This window comes from Ornithinibacillus californiensis (assembly GCF_001038485.1).
Lineage (GTDB): Bacteria > Bacillota > Bacilli > Bacillales > Amphibacillaceae > Ornithinibacillus > Ornithinibacillus californiensis.
Genome location: NZ_LDUE01000048.1, coordinates 127807 through 150737, shown reverse-complemented (window position 1 = coordinate 150737; position 22931 = coordinate 127807). Strand labels below are relative to the sequence as shown.

Annotated in this window: 17 protein-coding genes and 1 other annotated feature; of the genes, 15 read left to right on the top strand and 2 right to left on the bottom strand. The window is 37.2% G+C overall.

Translation table 11 applies throughout. From position 1 onward, the window contains the following. Nucleotides 1–157: 157 nt before the first annotated feature. Complete coding sequence (locus TE34_RS20750; RefSeq protein WP_157037574.1) at nucleotides 158–1420, bottom strand: transposase; 1263 nt, start codon at nucleotides 1418–1420, stop codon at nucleotides 158–160. A 364-nt stretch (nucleotides 1421–1784) separates the two neighbouring features. Here TE34_RS20750 and TE34_RS11450 point away from each other — a divergent pair, with 364 nt between their 5' ends. The 14 genes from TE34_RS11450 to TE34_RS11385 all read left to right on the top strand — a co-directional run bounded on the left by TE34_RS11450 (nucleotide 1785) and on the right by TE34_RS11385 (nucleotide 18157). Further along, on the top strand, nucleotides 1785–2288 hold the full coding sequence (locus tag TE34_RS11450; protein WP_047984952.1) for a DivIVA domain-containing protein: 504 nt from the start codon (nucleotides 1785–1787) through the stop codon (nucleotides 2286–2288). Nucleotides 2289–2351: 63 nt separating this feature from the next. Continuing rightward, nucleotides 2352–2572, top strand: a binding site (T-box leader). 74 nt (nucleotides 2573–2646) lie between these two features. Next, entirely contained in the window at nucleotides 2647–5397 is a 2751-nt protein-coding gene (ileS, locus tag TE34_RS11445) for an isoleucine--tRNA ligase (protein ID WP_047984951.1), read from the top strand. Between the two features lie 171 nt (nucleotides 5398–5568). Further along, nucleotides 5569–6036: a signal peptidase II gene (lspA, locus tag TE34_RS11440; RefSeq protein WP_047984950.1), complete on the top strand. Its 468-nt coding sequence runs from the start codon at nucleotides 5569–5571 to the stop codon at nucleotides 6034–6036. Next, the gene (locus TE34_RS11435) at nucleotides 6037–6942 is read left to right on the top strand and encodes an RluA family pseudouridine synthase (protein WP_047984949.1); all 906 of its coding nucleotides are present in this window, start codon (nucleotides 6037–6039) and stop codon (nucleotides 6940–6942) included. A 157-nt stretch (nucleotides 6943–7099) separates the two neighbouring features. Then, on the top strand, nucleotides 7100–7645 hold the full coding sequence (gene pyrR, locus TE34_RS11430; protein WP_047984948.1) for a bifunctional pyr operon transcriptional regulator/uracil phosphoribosyltransferase PyrR: 546 nt from the start codon (nucleotides 7100–7102) through the stop codon (nucleotides 7643–7645). Nucleotides 7646–7795: 150 nt separating this feature from the next. Continuing rightward, complete coding sequence (locus tag TE34_RS11425; protein WP_047984959.1) at nucleotides 7796–8713, top strand: aspartate carbamoyltransferase catalytic subunit; 918 nt, start codon at nucleotides 7796–7798, stop codon at nucleotides 8711–8713. Further along, nucleotides 8676–9977: a dihydroorotase gene (locus tag TE34_RS11420; protein ID WP_047984947.1), complete on the top strand. Its 1302-nt coding sequence runs from the start codon at nucleotides 8676–8678 to the stop codon at nucleotides 9975–9977. Before TE34_RS11425 ends, TE34_RS11420 begins: the two co-directional genes overlap by 38 nt. After that, the gene (gene carA / locus TE34_RS11415; RefSeq protein ID WP_047984946.1) at nucleotides 9959–11059 is read left to right on the top strand and encodes a glutamine-hydrolyzing carbamoyl-phosphate synthase small subunit; all 1101 of its coding nucleotides are present in this window, start codon (nucleotides 9959–9961) and stop codon (nucleotides 11057–11059) included. Before TE34_RS11420 ends, carA begins: the two co-directional genes overlap by 19 nt. Continuing rightward, complete coding sequence (carB, locus tag TE34_RS11410) at nucleotides 11052–14249, top strand: carbamoyl-phosphate synthase large subunit (protein WP_047984945.1); 3198 nt, start codon at nucleotides 11052–11054, stop codon at nucleotides 14247–14249. The genes carA and carB overlap by 8 nt, the downstream gene beginning before the upstream one ends. Further along, nucleotides 14249–15001, top strand: coding sequence for a dihydroorotate dehydrogenase electron transfer subunit (locus TE34_RS11405; RefSeq protein ID WP_047984944.1), 753 nt, complete (start codon nucleotides 14249–14251; stop codon nucleotides 14999–15001). The genes carB and TE34_RS11405 overlap by 1 nt, the downstream gene beginning before the upstream one ends. After that, nucleotides 14998–15912, top strand: coding sequence for a dihydroorotate dehydrogenase (locus TE34_RS11400; protein WP_201777693.1), 915 nt, complete (start codon nucleotides 14998–15000; stop codon nucleotides 15910–15912). The genes TE34_RS11405 and TE34_RS11400 overlap by 4 nt, the downstream gene beginning before the upstream one ends. Continuing rightward, complete coding sequence (gene pyrF, locus TE34_RS11395; protein WP_047984943.1) at nucleotides 15909–16622, top strand: orotidine-5'-phosphate decarboxylase; 714 nt, start codon at nucleotides 15909–15911, stop codon at nucleotides 16620–16622. The genes TE34_RS11400 and pyrF overlap by 4 nt, the downstream gene beginning before the upstream one ends. Beyond that, complete coding sequence (gene pyrE, locus TE34_RS11390) at nucleotides 16601–17221, top strand: orotate phosphoribosyltransferase (RefSeq protein ID WP_047984942.1); 621 nt, start codon at nucleotides 16601–16603, stop codon at nucleotides 17219–17221. Before pyrF ends, pyrE begins: the two co-directional genes overlap by 22 nt. A 75-nt stretch (nucleotides 17222–17296) precedes the next feature. Beyond that, entirely contained in the window at nucleotides 17297–18157 is an 861-nt protein-coding gene (locus tag TE34_RS11385) for a LysR family transcriptional regulator (RefSeq protein ID WP_047984941.1), read from the top strand. A gap of 296 nt (nucleotides 18158–18453) precedes the next feature. Here the strand turns inward: TE34_RS11385 and TE34_RS11375 are convergent, their stop codons facing one another. Continuing rightward, nucleotides 18454–20157 (bottom strand): Rqc2 family fibronectin-binding protein, encoded by a 1704-nt coding sequence (locus TE34_RS11375; RefSeq protein ID WP_047984939.1) that lies wholly within the window; start codon nucleotides 20155–20157, stop codon nucleotides 18454–18456. A gap of 114 nt (nucleotides 20158–20271) precedes the next feature. Here TE34_RS11375 and TE34_RS11370 point away from each other — a divergent pair, with 114 nt between their 5' ends. Then, nucleotides 20272–22929, top strand: a complete 2658-nt coding sequence (locus TE34_RS11370; protein WP_047984938.1) for a calcium-translocating P-type ATPase, SERCA-type — start codon at nucleotides 20272–20274, stop codon at nucleotides 22927–22929. Nucleotides 22930–22931 lie beyond the last annotated feature (2 nt).

Here is a 22931-nt window from a genome sequence, read left to right as displayed (position 1 = left end):
TTTGAGTTTCCGCAAAACGTAAAAAAATCAACCTTTGATTATGAACTACGACAAAAATACAGAAGAGTCTAAAGTATTTAGCCAAAAAAAGGAATTTTGGCGTCCTCAAAGAGAGCCTATCCAAGGCTCTTTTAAAAATTTAGTTTTTAGGGTCTTTTTAGCTAACCAATTTTAATTCTAACTGACGAGGAAAGTTATGGCGTATTCGAAACCAACCCTGAACTCCTTCCCTGGCATAGGCCAATGTCGACAAAATACCCTCTGCAAGCTGATAATAATAAAATTGAATATCTTTACGGAGTGCTTTGGCATTTTCAATAAGCTGACGTGATAGCCTGCTGGTGCTCATTTTATCGGCAAGAAGGCCTAATAAACCAATCGCATATGTTAATAATTGATTGAGATTATTAATGGATGTCAAACTCCTGACGCGGAAATCTTCAAATCCAAAATGTTGTTTCTTAAAACGGAAATATTCTTCAATACGCCATCTCGACATGTAGGTCCTTACGATGTGAATGGCATCTTCTTTACTTTGGATTACCTTGTTCGTAGCTAACATCATTGGCGTTTTCCCAAGCCCATAAACGAGGATAAGACTAATTGGATTTTTACTGGCAGTGACTTTTATATTCAAATGGCTAATGTACACCGTCTCTTTTTTCTGTTTTCCATCTTCACTAAACAGTAAGGTAGTTTTAATTTTCCCTTTCCGTGAATCCCTAAGTACAGCGGCTTTAAACCATTTTCCTTTCCAAAACAATTTTCGATTTTCCTTCAAACGGATAATGAAGTCTTGTTTTTGTTTATGCATGAAATGAAACAGTGCATTCATATCATAACCGCGGTCAAATACGAATGTAGCTCTTGATTTCAAACTGGAAATGACTTGATTTAAACCTTCAAATAGTACTTCATTTGTAGATTTATAATCTTTTTCTTTCGATGAATGAATATGGGAAAACAAACTGACAGGTTGCTTCTTCTTAGTCGTCAATCCGACCATTTCCGTTACTAGGTAGCCCTTTTCAATTTTATTGTCTTTTGAAGAACCGTCTCGCACTTCACCAAGGGCTTCAAACTTTTCACCATGGGGTTTAATCACATCGGAATCATCCACTAGAATTACTGGGTGCTCCCCTAAAGCCTTTGTGACCTTTTGTGTATAGTTTTCTTGGATTTCTGGAGATAGCGTACGCCCAAGGTTTTGACTGAGCCGATCAATGGTATTTTTAATGCGGATTGGCTCATTTAAAGCTGTAGCTATATTCTTAAGGATTGTACTTCCGGACCTTAATATACCGTAAATTGATTGGGTTACAAACTTGGATTCAACCCGACGATTACCTGGCACCAAACCTTTTGAAAAATTAACAACTTCCCGTTTCGTAGCGTACACATCTGTGGTAGAATTAAACATGAAAAACCCTCCTATAGATTTGTTTAGTATCTTTTTGGCTGTCTACTAAAATTATACTAAACCTTGGTGGGTTTTTCCTTGTTTTCCCCTAAAATTGCCACTTTTCATTACTTTCTGAACTGGATTTTCACTTTATCTCTTCTTTTATGTCACTTTCTAATATTTTTGCGGAAACTCAAATATTACAGGTATAGTAAAGAACAACGTTTTGATATATAATGAGTATCAAAAGGTTGTTTTTTCTGTTTTTTTCGGAAATATCAATAGATATTGCAGGAATTTAATGCTTTTTGTCGAAATTTATTGGTATACTAAAAAAGTACTCATATTATTCTTTAAATTATTATAGGGAGGTTAACACAATATGCCATTAACGCCATTGGATATTCATAATAAGGAATTCACGAGGAGTTTTCGTGGATATGATGAAGATGAAGTAAATGAATTTTTAGATCAGGTTATCAAAGATTATGAAATGGTAATTCGTGATAGAAAAGAATTAAAAGAAAAGATTGAACAAATGAATGAAAAACTCAGTCACTTTACCAATATCGAAGAGACCTTAAATAAATCAATCCTAATCGCTCAAGAAACTGCTGAGGAACTAAAGGGAAATGCTTCTAAAGAATCCAAATTAATTATTAAGGAAGCAGAAAAAAATGCTGACCGAATTATTAATGAAGCGCTAAGTAAGTCTCGTAAAGTATCTATCGAGGTAGAAGAGCTAAAGAAACAAGCAAAAGTATTCCGTACTCGTTTAAGAATGCTTGTTGAGGCTCAATTAGATATGATAGGTTCCGATGATTGGGAAGACTTATTTGAAGTAGAAATGGGAAAAGAACTAGAATTGGTTAACCATGAATCTTAAATCTTGACGTTTTAAGAGAATTTACATATAATGCATACACGTATGATAAATAATAAAAGATATAAAAATACGATGACAGAGACAGTATAAAAACTTTTGCTTGTTTTAGCGAGCTAGGAATTGGTGTAAGCCTAGTACAGCATGTTTTTAGAAAATCACTCTTGAGTATCCAATTTGATAAAGTAAAATTGGACGTATTATTCACGTTACGAATATCGAGTGAATTTAAAATGTAATCATTTTAAATTTATAAGGGTGGTACCGCGAGTCTTCTCGTCCCTTTTGGGATTTGAGAGGCTTTTTTTATTACGAAATATTTACTATTTTATGAATGTTTATATTTAAGGAGGAACAATCAGTGGACTATAAAGAAACGTTATTAATGCCAAAAACCGATTTTCCAATGCGTGGAAATTTGCCAAATAAAGAGCCCATTCGTCGTGAAAAATGGGAAGAAACGAACCTATATGAGAAATCAGTAGAGAGAACCAAGGAGAGACCAACATTTATTCTACATGATGGTCCACCATATGCGAATGGTGATATTCATATTGGTCATGCACTAAATAAAATCTTAAAGGATTTTATCACTCGTTATAAATCGATGACTGGTTTCCATGCACCATATGTTCCTGGCTGGGATACACATGGGTTGCCTATTGAAACAGCCCTAACGAAGAACAAAAAAGTAAAACGTAAGGAGTTGTCGATAGCTGAATTTAGACAAATGTGTGCTGAATATGCGATGACTCAATTAGATAGCCAACGTTCCCAATTTAAAGAACTTGGGGTACGTGCGGATTGGGATAATCCATATATTACATTAACGAAGGATTATGAAGCAGCTCAAATTAAAGTTTTTGGTGAAATGGCTAAAAAAGGTTACATTTATAAAGGGCTGAAGCCAGTATATTGGTCTCCTTCATCAGAATCTGCACTAGCTGAAGCAGAAATTGAATACTACGATAAACGTTCTGCATCCATCTATGTTGCTTTTGATGTTGTGGATGGAAAAGGTGTTCTAGATGCTGGAGATAAAATCGTCATTTGGACTACTACGCCATGGACTATTCCTGCTAACCTAGGAATCAGTGTTCACCCGGAAATCAACTATGTATTAGTTAAAGTTAATAATGATAAACTCGTTGTTGCCGAAGCATTACTGGAAAGTCTAACGACAGAGTTAGAATGGGAAAACCCCGAAGTTGTTAAAACGTTCAAGGGTAATGATATGGAACGAGTTACAGCGAAGCACCCGTTGTATGAACGGGAATCTTTAGTCATGCTAGGTGAACATGTTACGACAGATGCAGGTACTGGTTGTGTTCATACAGCACCTGGTCATGGGGAAGACGATTTCTATGTTTCTAAAGAATACGGAATTGAAGCTTTCTGTCCAGTTGATCATAAAGGTGTGTTTACTAGTGAGGCACCTGGTTTTGAAGGAATGTTTTATGATGATGCGAATAAAGCAATTACAGAACAATTAGAAGCTGCTGGCTCGCTATTAAAGCTATCATTTATTACACACTCTTATCCACATGATTGGAGAACGAAGAAGCCAACGATTTTCCGTGCGACAGCACAGTGGTTCGCATCGATTAAGGACTTCCGCCAGAATATTTTAGAAGAAATTAAACAAGTGAATTGGTATCCTTCATGGGGTGAAACAAGACTTTATAATATGGTACGAGATCGCGAGGATTGGTGCATTTCTCGTCAACGCGCATGGGGAGTACCTATTCCAGTATTTTACGGAGAAGATGGTACGCCAATTATTACAGATGAAACAATTGAGCATGTAGCTAATTTATTTGCGGAACATGGTTCCAATGTTTGGTTTGAACGAGAAGCAAAAGATTTATTACCAGAAGGATTTACTTCTGAGCATAGTCCTAATGGAGAGTTCACAAAAGAGTCGGATATTATGGACGTTTGGTTTGATTCTGGTTCTTCTCATGCTGGAGTACTATTGAATAGAGAAGATCACACAAGACCTGCTGATGTTTATTTAGAAGGTAGTGACCAATATCGAGGTTGGTTTAACTCCTCTATTTCAACTGCTGTTGCAGTAACAGGAAAAGCACCTTATAAGAATGTTATAAGTCATGGATTTGTATTAGATGGCAATGGCCGTAAAATGAGTAAATCTCTAGGAAATGTTATTGTTCCTAGTAAGGTATTAAAACAGTTAGGTGCTGATATATTACGCCTTTGGGTTGCCTCTGTAGATTATCAAGCAGATGTACGTATATCAGATGATATCTTAAAGCAGACATCAGAAGCTTACCGTAAAATCCGTAATACGTTCCGTTTTATGCTTGCAAACTTAGCTGACTTTAATCCAGAAACAGACCGTGTACCAGAAGCTAAGATGGAAGAAGTAGACCGTTATATGTTACACCGTCTACAAAAGTTAGTTAATGATGTAAGAGAGAGCTATGATAAATTTGAGTATTCTCCAATTTTCCATCGTATCCATAACTTCTGTTCGGATGATTTAAGCTCATTCTATCTAGACTTTGCTAAAGATGTACTTTATATTGAAGCAGCAGATAATCATCGTCGTAGAAGTATTCAGACTGGATTCTATGAAATATTAACAACTTTAGTTCAATTAGTGACGCCAATTATTCCTCATACGGCTGATGAGGTATGGGAATACATCCCAGGTGTTCAAGCAGAAAGTCCACAGCTTACTGATATTCCTGAGCCTAGAGTAATTGAAGGCTTTGAAGGGTTAGAAGAGAAGTGGAATCATTTCATGGTTGTACGTGATGACGTACTAAAGGCACTTGAAGAAGCGCGTAATGAGAAGGTTATTGGTAAATCATTAGAGGCTAAGATAACAATAGTTCCTAAGGATGACGGAACAAGAGATGTACTAAATTCCATTAATGATGTACACCAATTGCTAATCGTTTCCGAGGTGGTTGTTACTAATCAGTCTGATGCTACTAGAGCATATCGCCATGTAGATGTAGTAGTTGAAAAACACTCAGGTGAGAAATGTGAACGCTGTTGGGTTGCATCTGACACGGTGGGTGAGCATACTACACACACAACACTATGCTCACGTTGTGCAGAGGTAGTAGAAGAACACTATTAAATACAAAAAGAAATAATAGTAAGTGGAGTATAAATCAGAAGTGGTTTATACTCCACTTTATTTAGGTCTTGGTCCCACAAATCATTGAATTTTTAATCGATACAGTATAAGATTAACTAAGGATTTCTAAAGAAAACATAATAGAAAGTAGCACAAAACGGAGGATGGAGAATGTATCGTTTCTATATCTTGGCAATTATTGTAATAGCGATTGATCAGTTTACTAAGTATTTAGTAGTTAAAAACATGGAATTATATGAGCAAATAAATATCATAGACGGATTTTTTTATTTAACCTCGCATCGCAATAGTGGTGCTGCTTGGGGAATACTAGAAGGACAGATGGGCTTCTTTTATGTGATTACATTAATCGTAATTGCTGGTATCATCTACTATTTACATAAATTCGGAAAAGAAAGTAAGTTACTTGCTAGTGGTCTTGGACTAATATTAGGTGGAGCAATTGGCAACTTTATTGACCGTTTGTTCCATCAAGAAGTAGTGGACTTTTTTGATTTTATTATTTTTGGATATGACTTTCCAATCTTTAATATTGCCGATGCAGCACTTACAATTGGTGTAGTTATTGTAATCATTGCAACATTATTAGATGAGAAAAAACAGAAGGGAAAGGCCTAAATGACATTACAGCATGTAGTAACAGAGCTAGAAAAAAGAATGAGAATTGATAAGTTACTTTCGGAGGCAAATCCTAATCAATCTCGTTCACAGGTTCAGGGATGGATAGCTAAAGATTTAGTAAAGGTTAATAATGAGATTGTAAAAGCAAATTACAAATGCCAAGTAGGTGATGTTGTAACTTGGGCCATCCCAGAAGTAGAGCCTCTAGACATAAAGCCCGAGAATATTCCATTGGATATTGTATATGAGGATAGTGACTTGTTAGTGGTAAACAAGCCAAAAGGAATGGTAGTTCACCCCTCGGCTGGACACCAATCTGGGACGCTAGTAAACGGACTATTATATCATTGCAACGACTTGTCAGGTATTAATGGTATTGAGAGGCCTGGTATTGTTCACCGAATTGATAAAGATACAAGTGGATTATTAGTTGTTGCTAAGAATGATAAGGCTCATACCAGTTTATCAGAGCAACTATCTAATAAAGACGTAGAGAGAAGATATGAGGCTGTGGTACATGGTGTGATAAATCATGACACAGGAATGGTAGACGCACCTATCGGAAGAGACCCTAAAGATCGCCAAAAGATGGGAGTGGTTGATAACGGAAAGCACGCAGTGACGCATTTTCAAGTGCTTCAGCGTTTCGAAGAATTCACGCATATTGAGTGTCAACTTGAAACAGGACGAACCCATCAAATTCGCGTTCATATGCGCTATATTGGTTTCCCACTTGTTGGTGATCCGAAATACGGTCCTAGGAAAACATTAGACACAGATGGTCAAGCTTTGCATGCTAAGGTTTTAGGATTTACTCACCCTACAACAGAAGAATGGCTACGGTTTGAAGTAGATTCACCAAGTTATTTTAAAGAACTTCTACATCAACTTGAAATAATGTAGTTGACAGAGAATCATAAATCTGAAATAATAAACCAAATGAATAGAACCTTTAATTAAGTCCAGAGAGGCTAAAAAGGAACGGTTAATATGGGATACTTACATTCAACCCCTTTTTTCCTCATGGAGAAAAGGGGTTTTTATTTAGGGGGTAGTATAGATGAAAAAGAAAACTGAAATTCTTGATCAGCAGGCAATAAACCGTGCACTTACCCGAGTTGCACATGAAATTCTCGAAAAAAATAAAGGTGGAGAAGATCTCGTTATAGTAGGTATTAAAACTAGAGGTGTTCCATTGGCAATTCGTATACAAGAAAAGGTTCAACAAATTGAAGGATTATCATTACCAATAGGAGAGCTAGATATTACGCTTTACCGCGATGACCTGGAAAAGGCTGTTGAATCGAATGAACCAGAGATTAAGGCAACCGATATTCCAGTAGATATAACGGGCAAGAAAATTATTCTAGTTGACGATGTTCTTTATACTGGAAGAACGGTTCGAGCAGCAATGGATGCTGTGATGGATTTAGGGAGACCTTCTCAAATTCAGCTAGCAGTCTTAGTAGACCGTGGCCATCGTGAGTTACCAATACGAGCAGATTATGTTGGGAAGAACATTCCAACATCCGAACATGAGATTATTGTGGTCCAGCTAGAAGAAGTAGACCAACAATTGGACCTAGTATCCATATACGAAAAGTAAATATGTTAAGGACCTTTAATTAAATCCAGAGAGGTTTACAAGGTTGCTTATGTTTATGTGTGGATAAATTCTGCACGTGTACCTCTTTGCGACCAAATTGCAAGGAGGTTTTTTTGTGGGTAAAAAACAAACTATGATGGGGTGGTTATCTTGAAGCATTTTATATCTGTTGATCAATTATCAAATGAAGAAATTTGTCAATTACTAATTGATGCTGAAATGTATGAGATGTACAACGATCATAAACTATTAGACCAAATTTTTGCAGCTAATTTATTCTTTGAGCCAAGTACTCGTACAAAAATGAGTTTTATGGTTGCAGAAAGAAAGCTTGGTCTAGAGGTATTAGATTTTCACTTAGAATCCTCGAGTTTTATAAAAGGGGAATCCCTTTATGACACAGTCAAAACGTTCGAAGCAATTGGTGCTGATGTAGCAATCATTCGTCATGAAGCGGATGATTGGATGTCAGAATTAGAAAATATTAACATTCCGATTATCAATGCAGGTGCTGGAAAAGCAGAGCATCCCACACAGTGTTTGCTGGATCTTCTAACCATTCACCAAGAGTTTGGTGAAATTAATAATAAAAATGTAGTTATTGTAGGAGATATCAAGCATAGCAGAGTTGCAAAATCAAATGCCAATACACTTGCTAGATTAGGAGCCAATGTTTACCTAAGTGCTCCTCCGGGATATGAGGATGAGAAATTGCCATTTCCAACCATTCCAATAGACGAGGCTATTCAATTTTGTGATGTTGTCATGATGTTACGCATTCAACATGAAAGACATATGGAGAAAAATCAAACTAAACAATACTTAGAACAATATGGACTTACTAAAGAACGAGAACAAAACATGCTAAAACATGCAATTATTCTTCACCCCGCACCAGTAAATCGTGATGTGGAGATGGACGGTGATTTAATCGAGTGTGAGCGTTCAAGAATTTTTAAGCAGATGACAAATGGAGTTTGTATGAGAATGGCTATTTTAACACATGTACTAAAAGAATGGGGGATAATTCATGAGAATGTTGTTAAAAAACTCAAAGCGATTAATTGATAATGGTGAATTAGAAAGATGTGATGTTCTAATCGAAGAAGGGAAAATTATTGAGATAGCACCATCAATAACAGTAGACGAACATATTGAGAGAGTAATAGAATGTGATGGGAAAATAGTAACACCAGGATTTATCGATGTCCACATTCATTTAAGAGAACCTGGTGGAGAGCATAAAGAAACTATACTTACTGGCACAAGAGCGGCTGCAAGAGGTGGATTTACAACTGTATGTGCTATGCCGAATACCAATCCTGTCCCTGATCACGAAGAAACAATCAATCATTTGCTAGATAAAATAAACCAAGACGCAGTGATACGGGTGATGCCTTACGCATCCCTTACTAAGGGTTTAAAAGGTGAAGAGTTAGTAGATTTGGAGCAGTTAGGGAAATTACAGATTTTTGCATTCACAGACGATGGGGTCGGAATACAAACTGCTGATACGATGTATCGTGCCATGCAACTAGCTAGTAAAAGTGGCAAAGCGGTTGTTGCCCATTGTGAAGATAATTCAATCGTGTATAGTGGAGTTGTTCATGACGGGGAAGTTAGTAAACGACTGAATTTACCAGGTATACCTTCTTTAAGTGAATCTGTACAAATTGCCCGTGATGTACTATTAGCAGAAGCTACTGGATGCCATTACCATGTTTGCCATGTTAGTACGAAGGAATCCGTTCGAGTAATTCGTGATGCAAAAGCAGCCGGAATTCATGTGACAGCAGAAGTAACACCTCACCATTTAATTCTAAATGAAGAATCGATTATTAGTGAAAATACGGACTTTAAAATGAATCCACCATTAAGAAGTATTGAGGATCAAGAGGCATTAGTAGAAGGCCTTTTAGATGGCACAATTGATTTTATTGCAACAGATCATGCACCACATAGTGAAGCGGAAAAATCTGAGGGAATGTTGAAAGCTCCATTTGGAATTGTAGGTCTCGAAACAGCTTTTCCACTACTATATACCAATCTTGTAAAGAATGGAACAATCACCTTGAAACAACTAGTAGATTGGCTAACGATTAAACCTGCTAATGTATTTAATTTACCTTTTGGAAGACTTGAAGAGAATGCTGTTGCAGATTTAACGTTAATTGATATAGAGCAAGAAACCACTATTGACAAATATACTTTTAAATCAAAAGGAAGAAATACACCATTTCATAATTGGAATGTAGTGGGTAGACCAATTCTTACTATCTATGAAGGAAAAGTTGTCTATGAGGAGGAAAACTATTGTCCTATCGTAAATTAATTTTAGAGGATGGAACGGTTTTTATTGGTAAGGGATTCGGAAGTAACAAAGAAATTAGTGGTGAGATTGTGTTTAATACTAGTATGACTGGTTACCAGGAGATTATTACTGACCCTTCTTATTGTGGGCAAATCGTCACTCTAACTTATCCGCTTATAGGGAACTATGGGATAAATCGAGATGACTTTGAGACTGTTGCCCCCTTCATTAATGGCTTAATTGTAAAAGAATATAGTGAATATCCTTCCAATTTTCGAAGTGGTGAAACGATAGATTGCTATTTAAAGGCACATAACATTACTGGTTTATACGGAATAGATACAAGAAAGCTAACAAAACGTATCCGTCATGCAGGTACGATGAGAGGGTATATTGCAAATGTAGACATACCAAATGGTCAGTTAATAGAATTATTAGCAAAACTTCCAATTGAACATAATCAAGTTAAACAAACATCGATCATAAAGCCCTATATCGTACCGGGGAGGGGGCGTCGAATTGTATTAGTCGACTTCGGAATGAAACATGGTATTTTACGCGAATTAACGGAAAGAAATTGTCATGTAACTGTAGTACCTTACAATTATGCAGCGGAGGATATTTTACGTTTGAAACCTGATGGCATTGTGCTTTCCAATGGACCAGGTGATCCGAAAGATGTACCACAAGCCATTGATATGATTCGCAAAGTGCTTAAAGAAATTCCGATATTTGGTATTTGCCTTGGGCATCAGTTGCTAGCACTTGCATGTGGGGCAGAGACGGAGAAGATGAAGTTTGGACATCGGGGCGGTAATCATCCGGTAAAAGACTTAATAAATGGGAAGACGCTTTTAACTGCTCAAAATCATGGTTATGCGGTGAATAAGTCATCATTAGAACAAACGGATTTGGAATTAACACATGTTGCGTTAAATGACAATTCAGTAGAGGGGATTAGGCACAGATTATATCCTGCTTTTTCAGTTCAGTATCATCCAGAAAGCTCACCTGGACCAGAGGATTCAAATTATTTATTTGATGAATTTTTAACAATGATTGATCGAATATCAGCTGAAAAGGGAGAGGAAGTTTATGCCTAAGAATACAACCATAGAGAAAATTCTAGTAATTGGATCTGGCCCAATTGTCATCGGGCAGGCTGCAGAGTTTGACTACTCAGGTACACAGGCTTGTCAGGCACTTAGAGAGGAAGGTTACACCGTAATATTAGCAAACTCTAACCCAGCAACGATAATGACGGACCAAACTATTGCAGACAAAGTATATATGGAACCATTAACGGTAGAATTTCTAACCAAGATTATCAGGAAAGAACAACCAGATGCTTTATTACCAACTTTAGGTGGCCAAACAGGATTAAATTTAGCTGTTGCATTAGATAAAACAGGAATTCTAAACCAATACAACGTCAAACTGCTTGGCACCTCTCTCGAAGCAATCCAAAAAGCTGAGGATCGTGAAAAGTTTCGAAATCTAATGAGAGAAATTAAGGAACCAGTGCCTGAAAGTAAAATTGTTCATACAGTTGATTCAGCAGTGGAGTTTGCAGATGAAATTGGATTTCCACTAATTGTTCGTCCAGCATATACCCTAGGTGGAACAGGTGGTGGCATGTGTTATAACGAAACTGAACTAAGAGAAATTACTAGAAATGGTTTAGCATTGTCACCTGTAAATCAATGCTTAATCGAGAGAAATATTGCCGGTTTCAAAGAAATTGAATATGAAGTAATGCGTGACAAAAACGATCAGGCAATTGTTGTATGTAATATGGAAAATATTGACCCAGTCGGTATCCATACTGGTGATTCAATCGTAGTCGCCCCATCACAAACATTAAGTGATCGTGAATATCAGTTACTTCGAAATGCATCCCTAAAGATAATTCGTGCTTTAGAAATTGAAGGTGGGTGCAATGTTCAATTAGCATTAGATCCAACTAGTTTTAACTATTATGTAATAGAAGTAAATCCACGAGTGAGTCGTTCATCTGCTCTAGCATCCAAAGCAACTGGTTATCCGATAGCAAAAATGGCAGCTAAAATTGCAGTCGGTCTAACCTTGGATGAAATAATTAATCCAATCACAGGTACTACATATGCCTTATTCGAGCCTGCTCTTGATTATGTCGTTACAAAAATACCTCGTTTTCCGTTTGATAAATTTGTAACTGGCAATCGGAAATTAGGTACACAAATGAAAGCAACCGGAGAAATCATGGCTATTGGTAGGAATTTTGAGGAGTCATTACTGAAGGGAATTCGTTCGCTGGATGTTGGTACGGAAGAATTAAGTTTACCAAGTTTGGCTTTTGCTAGCAAAGATGAGTTAAGCAAGAGATTATTAAAAGCAGATGATGAACGAATTTTTGTTCTTGCTGAAGCGTTCCGAAAGGGTGTAACAATTAATGAAATATTTAGTTTAACAAAGATTGATCCCTTTTTCTTAAAAAAGATAGAAAATCTGGTAAATTTGGAAGAAGTCATTCGGGGACAAATTTTTTCAAAAGACCTATTGCTGGAAGCCAAACAAAAAGGTTTCTCTGATAATCATATTGCGAGGCTCTGGGAAATTACTATTGATGAACTCTACGAATTTCGTATTAGAGAGAATATTGTACCTGTTTATAAAATGGTTGATACGTGTGCAGCAGAATTTGATTCCCAAACACCATATTTTTATAGCACGTATGAGGAAGAGAACGAATCACTACCTAGTCCTAGAGAAAAGGTTTTAGTACTAGGCTCTGGACCGATAAGAATTGGGCAGGGTGTAGAATTTGACTATGCAACTGTTCATTCGGTCCTGGCAATAAAGGAAATGGGTTATGAAGCAATTATTATGAACAATAATCCAGAAACAGTTTCCACTGATTTCAGTATATCGGATAAATTATATTTCGAACCTTTAACATTAGAAGATGTGATGCATGTTGTAAACATAGAACAGCCTATAGGTGTAATCGTTCAATTTGGAGGACAAACAGCAATTAATCTTGCTGAAGGACTTGCTAGACGAGGGGTTACTATTCTAGGAACTAATCTAGAGGCTATTGATAAAGCGGAGGACAGGGATAAATTTGAATTATTATTAGATGAATTGGGTCTATTAAGAGCGGAAGGAAGAGCAGTTAGACATCTGAATCAAGCAATGGAGGTTGCCGAATCTATTGGTTATCCAGTACTTGTTCGTCCATCCTATGTCATTGGTGGGAGTCGAATGGAGATCGTTTACTCTCAAGAGGAGTTGGAAGTATATTTGCACAAAACTGGTCATATAACGGATCGCCACCCCATTCTAATTGATAAGTATATTACTGGATTAGAAGTAGAGGTGGATGCAATCAGTGATGGAGAGACAACAATTGTTCCAGGAATAATGGAGCATATTGAACGATCGGGTGTACATTCTGGGGATTCTATAGCAGTATACCCTCCACAACGTCTTTCGAAAAAAGTGAAAGACAATTTGTTTCAAGCAACGTTGAAAATTTCTCAAGCGCTTCAAGTGAAGGGATTAATCAATATTCAGTTTATCGTCTGTGATGAAGATGTTTATGTATTAGAAGTTAACCCTAGGGCAAGTAGAACGATTCCGTTCTTAAGCAAGATAACTGGCATAACGATGGCTAACCTTGCAACCAAGTGTATAATGGGGCACAAACTAGAGGATCTTGGCTATGAATCTGGTATTCTTCCAGAAACACATCAAGTGTCAGTTAAAATACCAGTCTTTTCATTTGAAAAATTACGTAGTGTGGATACCATTCTTGGTCCTGAAATGAAATCAACTGGTGAAGCCATTGGTTATGACAAAACAATGGAGAAGGCTCTCTATAAAGGGTTACTAGCTGCTGGAATATCTATTCCTAATGAAGGAGCTGTGCTTATTACAGTTGCAGATAAGGATAAGCTTGAAATGCTTCAAATAGCAGAACGTTTTCACTTACTTGGTTTTGAAATACTTGCAACATCAGGAACTGCTGCTTTCCTTCGTGGTATCAATATTCCAGTTATTGAAGTGGCGAAAGTAGGTACAAAAGAACCTAACGTACTGTCGATTATCGAAGAGGGAAAAGTACAATTTGTTATCAACACAATTACATCAGGGAAACAACCACGATCTGATGGTTTTATGATTAGAAGAGTATCTGTTGAAAGAGGAATCCCTTGCCTGACGAATTTAGATACAGCAAATGCCATATTAAATGTAATTGATTCAACTACATTTAGCGCGGACCCAATTCAAACAAAAGAGGTTATCTTATAATGATAAAAGCACAGATGAAAATACTAACGAAGAGAGTTGTGGCTCTGGATACGATAGAAATGAATTTGCAGAATGACTATATTAGCAAACATGCCCTACCTGGTCAGTTTTTGCACATACAAGTTGGCAACTATACATTAAGAAGGCCGGTTTCTATAGCAGACTGTAATAGGGAAACTGGGACGGTAACCATTCTATTTAGAGTAAGTGGTAAAGGTACAAATGAATTAGCGACCTATGATTCTGGCAAGATGTTAGATGTGCTTGGCCCAATAGGTAATGGCTATCCGATTAATTTAGAATCACCTTCGACAGTTTTACTCGTAGGTGGCGGTATCGGTATCCCACCACTATATTACCTAGGAAAAACCTTAAAAGAAAAAGGAATTAATGTCCTTTCTGTACTAGGATATCAGGGGAAAGAACATGTATTTTTAGAGCAAGAGTTTCTTGAACTAGGTAAATCGATAATTGTAACTAATGATGGCACATATGGTGAAAAAGGATTTGTAACAGATTTTTTAGATAGGATTGGATTATATGACTGTTATTATAGCTGTGGCCCGATTCCAATGTTAAAAGCCGTATCTGCCAAGCTAAAGGACAAACAAGGATATATATCCTTAGAGGAACGAATGGGGTGTGGTGTTGGTGCATGTTTCGCATGTGTAATACCAACAAAGGAAGGAACTGGATATAAGAAAATTTGTAAAGATGGTCCAGTTTTCAAAGCAGAGGAGGTTCTTCTATGATTGATCTTGCTATTGAACTACCAGGATTATCCTTAAAGAATCCGATAATGCCAGCTTCTGGATGCTTTGGATTTGGACGCGAGTATAGCAAATTCTATGACCTTAGTAAGCTAGGTGCAGTGATTATGAAGGCTGCTACAGGTAGAGAGCGATTTGGTAATCCGACTCCAAGAGTTGCGGAGACATCTTCTGGAATGTTGAATGCTATTGGTTTACAAAATCCTGGAGTAAGTAAAATTATTGAAACCGAGGTTCCTTTTTTAGCAAATTTTGATACCCCTATCATTGCTAATATAGCCGGGAGTACTTTAGAGGAATACGAACTAGTAGCTAGATCGTTTAACAAAACTGATAAAGTGCATGCACTCGAATTAAATATCTCTTGCCCCAATGTAAAAGAAGGTGGAATTCAGTTCGGCACGGATCCACAAATGGCGGCTCATGTAACGGAAGTAGTAAAGAAGGCTAGTAATCTACCTGTTTATGTGAAACTATCGCCTAACGTAACTGATATCTGCTCAATGGCAAAGGCGGTAGAAGAAGCAGGTGCCGATGGATTATCAATGATTAATACCTTAACGGGAATGCAAATCCATCTGCCGAGCAGAAGACCACTAATTGCCAATAAAACTGGAGGCTTATCAGGAGCAGCCATTAAACCTATAGCTATTCGAATGATTTATGAAGTCAGTCAGCAGGTAAATATCCCGATTATAGGTATGGGTGGAATTCAATCGGCAGCGGATGTACTTGAATTTCTTCTAGCCGGAGCGAGTGCAGTAGCCATTGGCACAGCAAACTTCCAAAATCCATTTGTATGTTCGGAAATTATTGATGAGCTACCTCTAGTATTGGGGAAATACGGATTTACTTCTGTAGAAGAAGCAATAGGAAAGGGGATTGTATCATGACAGATTCTATCTATTTAGCACTAGATTTTCCGGATTGGAATGAAGCATACGAATTCATTCATACCAATCATCTACACGGGGTCCCAGTAAAAGTAGGGATGGAGCTCTTTTATAAGGAAGGTCTTGCAGTTATTGAAAAGTTAAAAGAAAATAATCATAAAATCTTCCTAGATTTAAAGTTACATGATATTCCGACAACAGTTCGGAAAGCGATGACGGTTCTCTCAAGTCTAGAAGTTGATATGATAAATGTTCATGCACTTGGCGGTAGTGAAATGATTCTGAGAGCAAAAGAAGGCTTGGAAAAAGGTAATACCAAATTAATAGCAGTAACTGTTTTGACTTCTATGGAACAGAGTGTATTGAGTGAAGAATTAAAAATACAAGATAGTTTAATGGATACTGTCGTACAACTTTCAGATCTAGCAAAACGGAGCGGGGCAGACGGAGTTGTATGTTCGGTGCATGAAGTAGAAAAAATTAAACAGATTTGTGGTAAAGAATTTTTAACAGTTACTCCTGGTATACGATTATTAAATACGGATATGAACGATCAGAAACGGATTGCAACTCCAAGCTATGCAAGACAAACTGGATCTGATTTTTTAGTCATAGGAAGAAGTATTACTGCATCAAATAACCCTAGAAAAGCATATGAACAGGCTGTTAGAGAATGGGAGGAAACAACATGCAATTTAACAGTGAATTAGCAAGGGAATTATTACGGATTAAGGCCGTACAAATTAATCCAGCAGAATATTTTACCTGGACCTCAGGATTAAAATCTCCTATTTACTGTGATAATCGAATCACAATGTCTCACCCTAATGTAAGAAAGCTAATCACATCTGCTTTTGTTAACCTGGTAGAGAAGATGGAGACAAAACCAGATATAGTTGCAGGGTGTGCAACTGCTGGAATTCCCCATGCGGCCTGGTTATCAGACCGATTAAATCTTCCGATGGTTTATGTCCGTTCTCAACCAAAAGGTCATGGAAAAGGTAATCAGATAGAAGGAGATAGTGTGGAGGGAAAAAAAGTCTTAGTCATTGAGGACTTAATTTCTACAGGAGGCTCTTCACTTGAAGCAGTAGATGCACTTCGAAAGGCAGGTGCTGAAGTCTTAGAAGTAATGTCAATCTTTACATATGGATTAAAAAATGCACAAACTAATTTTAATAATAAAGATGTAAGCTATCAGAGCTTAACGAACTATGACGTATTACTCGAAGCTTTAGTTGTTGATGGCAAAATAACGGCTACCGAACAAGCTACGCTTATTCAATGGCGAAATTCTATCGATTCATAAATTCCATGTAATAAGCAGATGTTTATTATATAATAAGAATATATAAATAATAATTATCTGAACAGAGGTATTTAGATGAAAATAGAAGACTACGAATTATTATTGAAACTGAATGAAATTGGCACGATTCGTGGAACAGCAAAGGCCATTTTAATATCTCAGCCAGCTGTTACACAAAGGTTAAAGTATATAGAAGATTATTTTGGAGAAACAATTTTTCTAAGAACTCCTAAGAGCCTAGTGTTAACGCCAAGTGGTGAGATTGTATTAGAACATGCGAAACAAGTTGTTGAGCAAGAACTAGCTCTAAAGAATAAGCTTTCGAAATCTAGCAAAGAGGTCCAAGGAACCTTATCTATTGCTTGTTCATCTTTAATAAGTCAGCGATTTCTACCAAAGATACTCGGTGAATATACGAATCTATTCCCAAACGTTACAATTAATCTAGTAACTGGAATAAGTGAGGATATTCGAAGAAATCATAAAGACTACCATGTTTGTATTATTCGTGGGGAAAAATTAAAAGAGTCAACCAGTATTCGGTTATTTGATGACCCTCTCTATATATTTGATACAGAAGCTTTTCCCAAAGATACGTTAAAGGAGCGTCCATTGATTGCGTTTAAGAGTGATGATAGTATGCATGAATTAGTTGATAATTGGCTGTATCATCATCAACATCAAATCAAACCAGTGCGAACAATGACTGTGGATCAAATTGAGACGTGTAAACAGTTCATGAAGCAGGGAATCGGGATGGCAGTCCTTCCCAAAAGTGTTTCAGATTCCATGATGGATGAATTTCCGCATATCGCTTTAGAACTGGATGGAAAGCCAGTTACGCGATATACATGGGTTTCTTATCAAGAGGGATTTCGGGAACTACCACAGGTGGATCAATTTATTAAGATGTTAACTAGTGAAAAGTTTTTATAAAACCATTAACTATGTTGTATTCTGTAGAGAAAACAAAAGGGAAGAAGGCTGGGACAAAAGTAATTCTATCAAAGGTAAATCCGAACATTATTAGTGCACATAATCCGCCCCGGAAATATACTACGCTTTCCGTGGGCGGCTGGTGAGCCTCCTCAGAGCTATCGCTCTTGCGGGGTCTCACCGATGCCTATCCTCCCACAGGAGTCTCCGTATATTTCCGGGGCTGATTTGGTGATTGTTTGTATTTACATTCCTTTGATTTAGTTATGTACTAGCCTCTTCCTTTTTTATACATATTATTTTTTTAGTTTATCTACTATAGACTTATCTGGTGTGACATAGATTGTCTTTTGGTTATCGTAAATGACGAATCCTGGTTTGGATCCATTTGGTTTTTTTACGTGTCTAACTTTTGTGTAATCTACTGGGACCGATGAAGAACGTTGAGATTTGCTATAATAAGCAGCTAACTGAGCTGCTTCTAGTATTGTTCCTTCACTTGGGCTTTTGGATCGGATGATAACGTGTGAACCAGGAATATCCTTCGTGTGAAACCAAATTTCATCTCGATGTGCCAACTTCATCGTCAAGTACTCATTCTGCTTATTATTTTTCCCTACAAGCATGGTTGTACCATCGGTAGATACATACTCTTCAGGCTTGGGAGTCATTTGTTTATTCTTACGTTTACCTTTAGTTTGTTTCTTTATATAACCTTCTTCTCGAAGTTCTTCACGTATTTCCTCGATATCTCCTACTCCGGCTACATCTATTTGCTGTAGTAATTGGTCAAAATAGGCTATTTCTTCCTTCGTTTTTACAATTTCTTGTTCTACCTTGACTTTCGATGTTTTTAATTTTTGGTAAGTTTTAAAGTAGCTTTGTGCATTTTCACTAGGTGTCTTATTCGGGTTAAGCTCGATTGCAGTTTCTTTTTGCTCTGGATCATAATAATCGACAACAGATATAGAGGAATCTCCCAATTTAACGGCGTGCATATTAGCAGTTAATAGCTCACCTAACCGTTGAAACTTTTCTGCGCCAGCTGCCTTTTGTAATGTGCGTTCATGCTTTTTAAGCTTACGCACATTTTTATCTTTTTCATTTTGAATGAAACGATATAAATCCTTTGCTTGCTGTTTAACACGGTCACGTTCTGCTTTACCTGAATAAAAGTGATCAAGCATTTCGTTTGTCGTTGAAAAGTTCTCATTTTCACCTGGATTGTGAAATATCTCAAGTACATGAAAATCTTCTTTTATCCCTCGATAGATTGTTGGATTGTATTGATGAAGGTTCATTTGCTTTTGTATTTCTAGAAATGCCTCTTTATAAACCTCATCTGTACCCAATTTTGCACGACTAACTAACTCACTAGCAATGAAAGGAGAAAATCCAACAAATAACTGAACTAATTGAGAATCTATTTTACCTGCATTAAAATCTAGCTTCCTTATTAATGTTTCCCCATCTATTTCCAGTGGGTTTACTTTATCCTGCTTTGGAGGAAACACATAAGGAGAACCAGGTAACACTGTTCGATATCTATTCTGGGCCATGGATACGTGTTTTAAGCTATCGATAATATGTCCTTTTTCTTCATCAACAAGCATAAGATTACTGTGCTTACCCATTAATTCTAGGATGAGTTTTTTGGTGGATATATCACCAATCTCATTTCTGGTTTTAACCGTGAATGAAATTATTCTTTCCATTCCATCTTGCTCTATTGATTCGATGATGGCACCCGATAAGTGTTTTCGGAGTACCATGCAGAACATTGGTGCATCAGCTGGATTATGGATAGTTTCCTTTGTGATATGCACCCGAGAATAAGTCGGATGAATAGATAAAAGGAGGACATGATTTTCTCTTTGGCTACGAATGGTCAAGATAATTTCCGTATCAGTCGGTTGATAAATTTTCGTTATTTTACCTGGTACTAATTTGTCGGATAACTCTTTCGTTACTGCTCTTGTTACAATACCGTCAAATGGCATTTGACTCACCTCACATCCCAAATTATAGCATTATTTAGGACAAGTCTGCATAGATATCACTATTAAGATTACATGAGAAAAAATGCTCTCAAGTTTAGCATGGAGGAATGCGACATGAAAAAGTGGTATCAATTAGATGTCGAACAAGTAGAACAAAAGCTTCAAGTAACAACTTCTAGGGGACTGACCCCTAAACAAGTGGGGGAGAGACAAAAGCAATATGGCTATAATGTTCTAGAATCGGCAAAGCAAACATCAAGATTACTTATCTTCTTGAAACAGTTTCAAGATTTTATGGTACTTGTATTGCTTGCTGCTACATTAATAGCGGGAATGCTTGGAGAATTCATTGATGCAATTGCAATTATGGTAATTGTATTAGTCAATGGGTTTATTGGTTATTTCCAAGAGCAAAAGGCAGAGAAATCTCTTGAAAAGCTTAAAGAGTTGTCTGCACCAATGGCAAATGTTTTTCGGGAACAAAAATGGGAAAAGATTTCGTCACGAGAGCTGGTAGTTGGAGACATCGTAAAAGTTAATAGCGGTGATCGAATACCAGCAGATATACGCATAGTAAAATCAAGTAGCTTAGAAACGGAGGAGTCGGCACTAACTGGTGAATCTCTTCCCGTAATGAAGCATGCCACAGCGATCATGCGTGATGACTTAGATGCTGGAGACCAAGTAAATATGGGATTTATGGGTACTTTAGTAACACGTGGTTCAGGAATTGGAATTGTAGTCGGTACCGGAATGAATACGGTCATGGGGCAAATTGCTTCGTTAATGTCTAATACGAAAAAAATCCCAACGCCACTGGAAAGAAAATTAGCCGAACTAGGAAAGATATTAATAGTTGTAGCAATCTTACTAACTATTTTAGTAGTAGGTCTTGGTGTGATTCAAGGGCATCCTGTTTATAATATGTTCCTTGCAGGGGTCTCGCTTGCGGTTGCTGCAATTCCAGAAGGATTACCAGCCATTGTTACTGTAGCATTATCACTCGGGGTACAGAGAATGATACGCAAAAAGGCGATTGTAAGGAAATTATCTGCTGTTGAAACCCTCGGATGTGCTTCTGTAATCTGTTCGGATAAAACAGGTACGATGACTGAGAACCAGATGACTGTTAAGGAAATGTTCGTAAACGGAGAGAGCATTTCAGTAACAGGGGATGGTTATGATATAGTTGGTGAATTCCTATTTGGGAATAAAAAATTAAAAAGAGAACATCCGAATTTAGAAACTATGCTTCTTTATGGCCAGTTATGTAATAATGCTGAACTACAAGTGAAAAAAGGAAAGTACTTTATAGATGGAGATCCAACCGATGGAGCATTACTTGTAGCAGCTAGAAAGATAGGTTTAACCCACTTAAATAATGAAAACTTCAAGATTATTAAAGAAATTCCATTTGATTCTGATCGGAAGCGAATGAGTGTTGTCGTCGAAGATGAAAATGAAAGGCGTTTTCTTATAACCAAGGGTGCACCAGATGTTCTGCTGCCGCGTTGTAACTATTTCTTAGAACAAAATGATCGCAAATTACTAAAACAACGAGATAGAGACAATATTGAGCTTGCTATAGGGGGAATGGCAGATAAAGCATTACGTACGATTGCAATTAGTATGAGACCCTTAGCAAAAGATGTATCACTTGAATCCACATTCTTGGAGAAGGATTTAACGTTTATTGGATTATACGGCATTATTGATCCACCACGCAAAGAGGTTAAAGCTGCTATTGAAGAGTGCAGGCAAGCTGGTATAAAGACGGTTATGATAACAGGAGATCATGTTAAAACTGCGCGTGCTATTGCGAAAGATCTTAATCTTTTGCCTGAAAATGGATTAGTTCTTGAAGGAAGCCAGTTGAACCATATGTCAGTTGAGGAACTAGAGGATATCATTGAAGAGGTTTATGTGTTTGCTAGAGTAACTCCTGAACATAAGCTAAAAATAGTAAAGGCTTTTCAATCGAGAGGCCATATTGTTGCGATGACAGGGGATGGTGTGAATGATGCACCAGCAATTAAAGCGAGTGATATTGGGATTAGCATGGGGATAAGCGGAACTGATGTAACAAAAGAAGCATCATCACTCGTATTAATGGACGACAACTTTGCTACTATAAAAGCCGCTATCCAAGAAGGCCGCAATATCTATGAGAATATACGAAAATTTATACGTTATCTGTTAGCGTCGAATGTTGGGGAAATACTAGTAATGCTTTTTGCAGTGTTACTAGGGATGCCACTTCCGTTAGTACCTGTCCAAATTCTTTGGGTGAACTTAGTTACTGATGGCTTACCAGCAATGGCATTAGGTCTGGATAAGCCGGAAGATGATGTGATGAAGCGTGCGCCGAGGAGTCCTAAAGAAGGGGTGTTTGCTCGAGGCTTAGGTTATAAAATTATTACAAGGGGTATTTTGATTGGTGTAGTAACGTTAATCGCCTTTATGGTTACGTATCAGAATACCCCTGAGAACCTTGTATATGGACAAACAGTTGCTTTTTCCACTTTAGTAATGGCACAACTAATACACGTTTTTGATTGTCGAAGTGAACGATCAGTATTTGATAGGAATCCTTTTGAAAACATGTACCTTGTAGTAGCTGTAATATCTTCTGTGTTATTACTATTAGTCGTTATTTATTGGACGCCGTTACAACCAATTTTCCATACGGTATCCTTGGGATTACGTGATTGGTTATTGATTATAGGCATGGCGGCAATACCTACTGTATTATTTGGCTTCACAAAAAAATAAAT

Bases quoted from the DNA above. Each gene is read 5' to 3' on its own strand.
- TE34_RS20750 (WP_157037574.1), bottom strand. From the start codon at position 1,420: ATGTTTAATTCTACCACAGATGTGTACGCTACGAAACGGGAAGTTGTT.
- TE34_RS11450 (WP_047984952.1), top strand. From the start codon at position 1,785: ATGCCATTAACGCCATTGGATATTCATAATAAGGAATTCACGAGGAGT.
- lspA (WP_047984950.1), top strand. From the start codon at position 5,569: ATGTATCGTTTCTATATCTTGGCAATTATTGTAATAGCGATTGATCAG.
- TE34_RS11435 (WP_047984949.1), top strand. From the start codon at position 6,037: ATGACATTACAGCATGTAGTAACAGAGCTAGAAAAAAGAATGAGAATT.
- pyrR (WP_047984948.1), top strand. From the start codon at position 7,100: ATGAAAAAGAAAACTGAAATTCTTGATCAGCAGGCAATAAACCGTGCA.
- TE34_RS11420 (WP_047984947.1), top strand. From the start codon at position 8,676: ATGAGAATGTTGTTAAAAAACTCAAAGCGATTAATTGATAATGGTGAA.
- carB (WP_047984945.1), top strand. From the start codon at position 11,052: ATGCCTAAGAATACAACCATAGAGAAAATTCTAGTAATTGGATCTGGC.
- TE34_RS11405 (WP_047984944.1), top strand. From the start codon at position 14,249: ATGATAAAAGCACAGATGAAAATACTAACGAAGAGAGTTGTGGCTCTG.
- TE34_RS11400 (WP_201777693.1), top strand. From the start codon at position 14,998: ATGATTGATCTTGCTATTGAACTACCAGGATTATCCTTAAAGAATCCG.
- pyrF (WP_047984943.1), top strand. From the start codon at position 15,909: ATGACAGATTCTATCTATTTAGCACTAGATTTTCCGGATTGGAATGAA.
- pyrE (WP_047984942.1), top strand. From the start codon at position 16,601: ATGCAATTTAACAGTGAATTAGCAAGGGAATTATTACGGATTAAGGCC.
- TE34_RS11385 (WP_047984941.1), top strand. From the start codon at position 17,297: ATGAAAATAGAAGACTACGAATTATTATTGAAACTGAATGAAATTGGC.
- TE34_RS11375 (WP_047984939.1), bottom strand. From the start codon at position 20,157: ATGCCATTTGACGGTATTGTAACAAGAGCAGTAACGAAAGAGTTATCC.
- TE34_RS11370 (WP_047984938.1), top strand. From the start codon at position 20,272: ATGAAAAAGTGGTATCAATTAGATGTCGAACAAGTAGAACAAAAGCTT.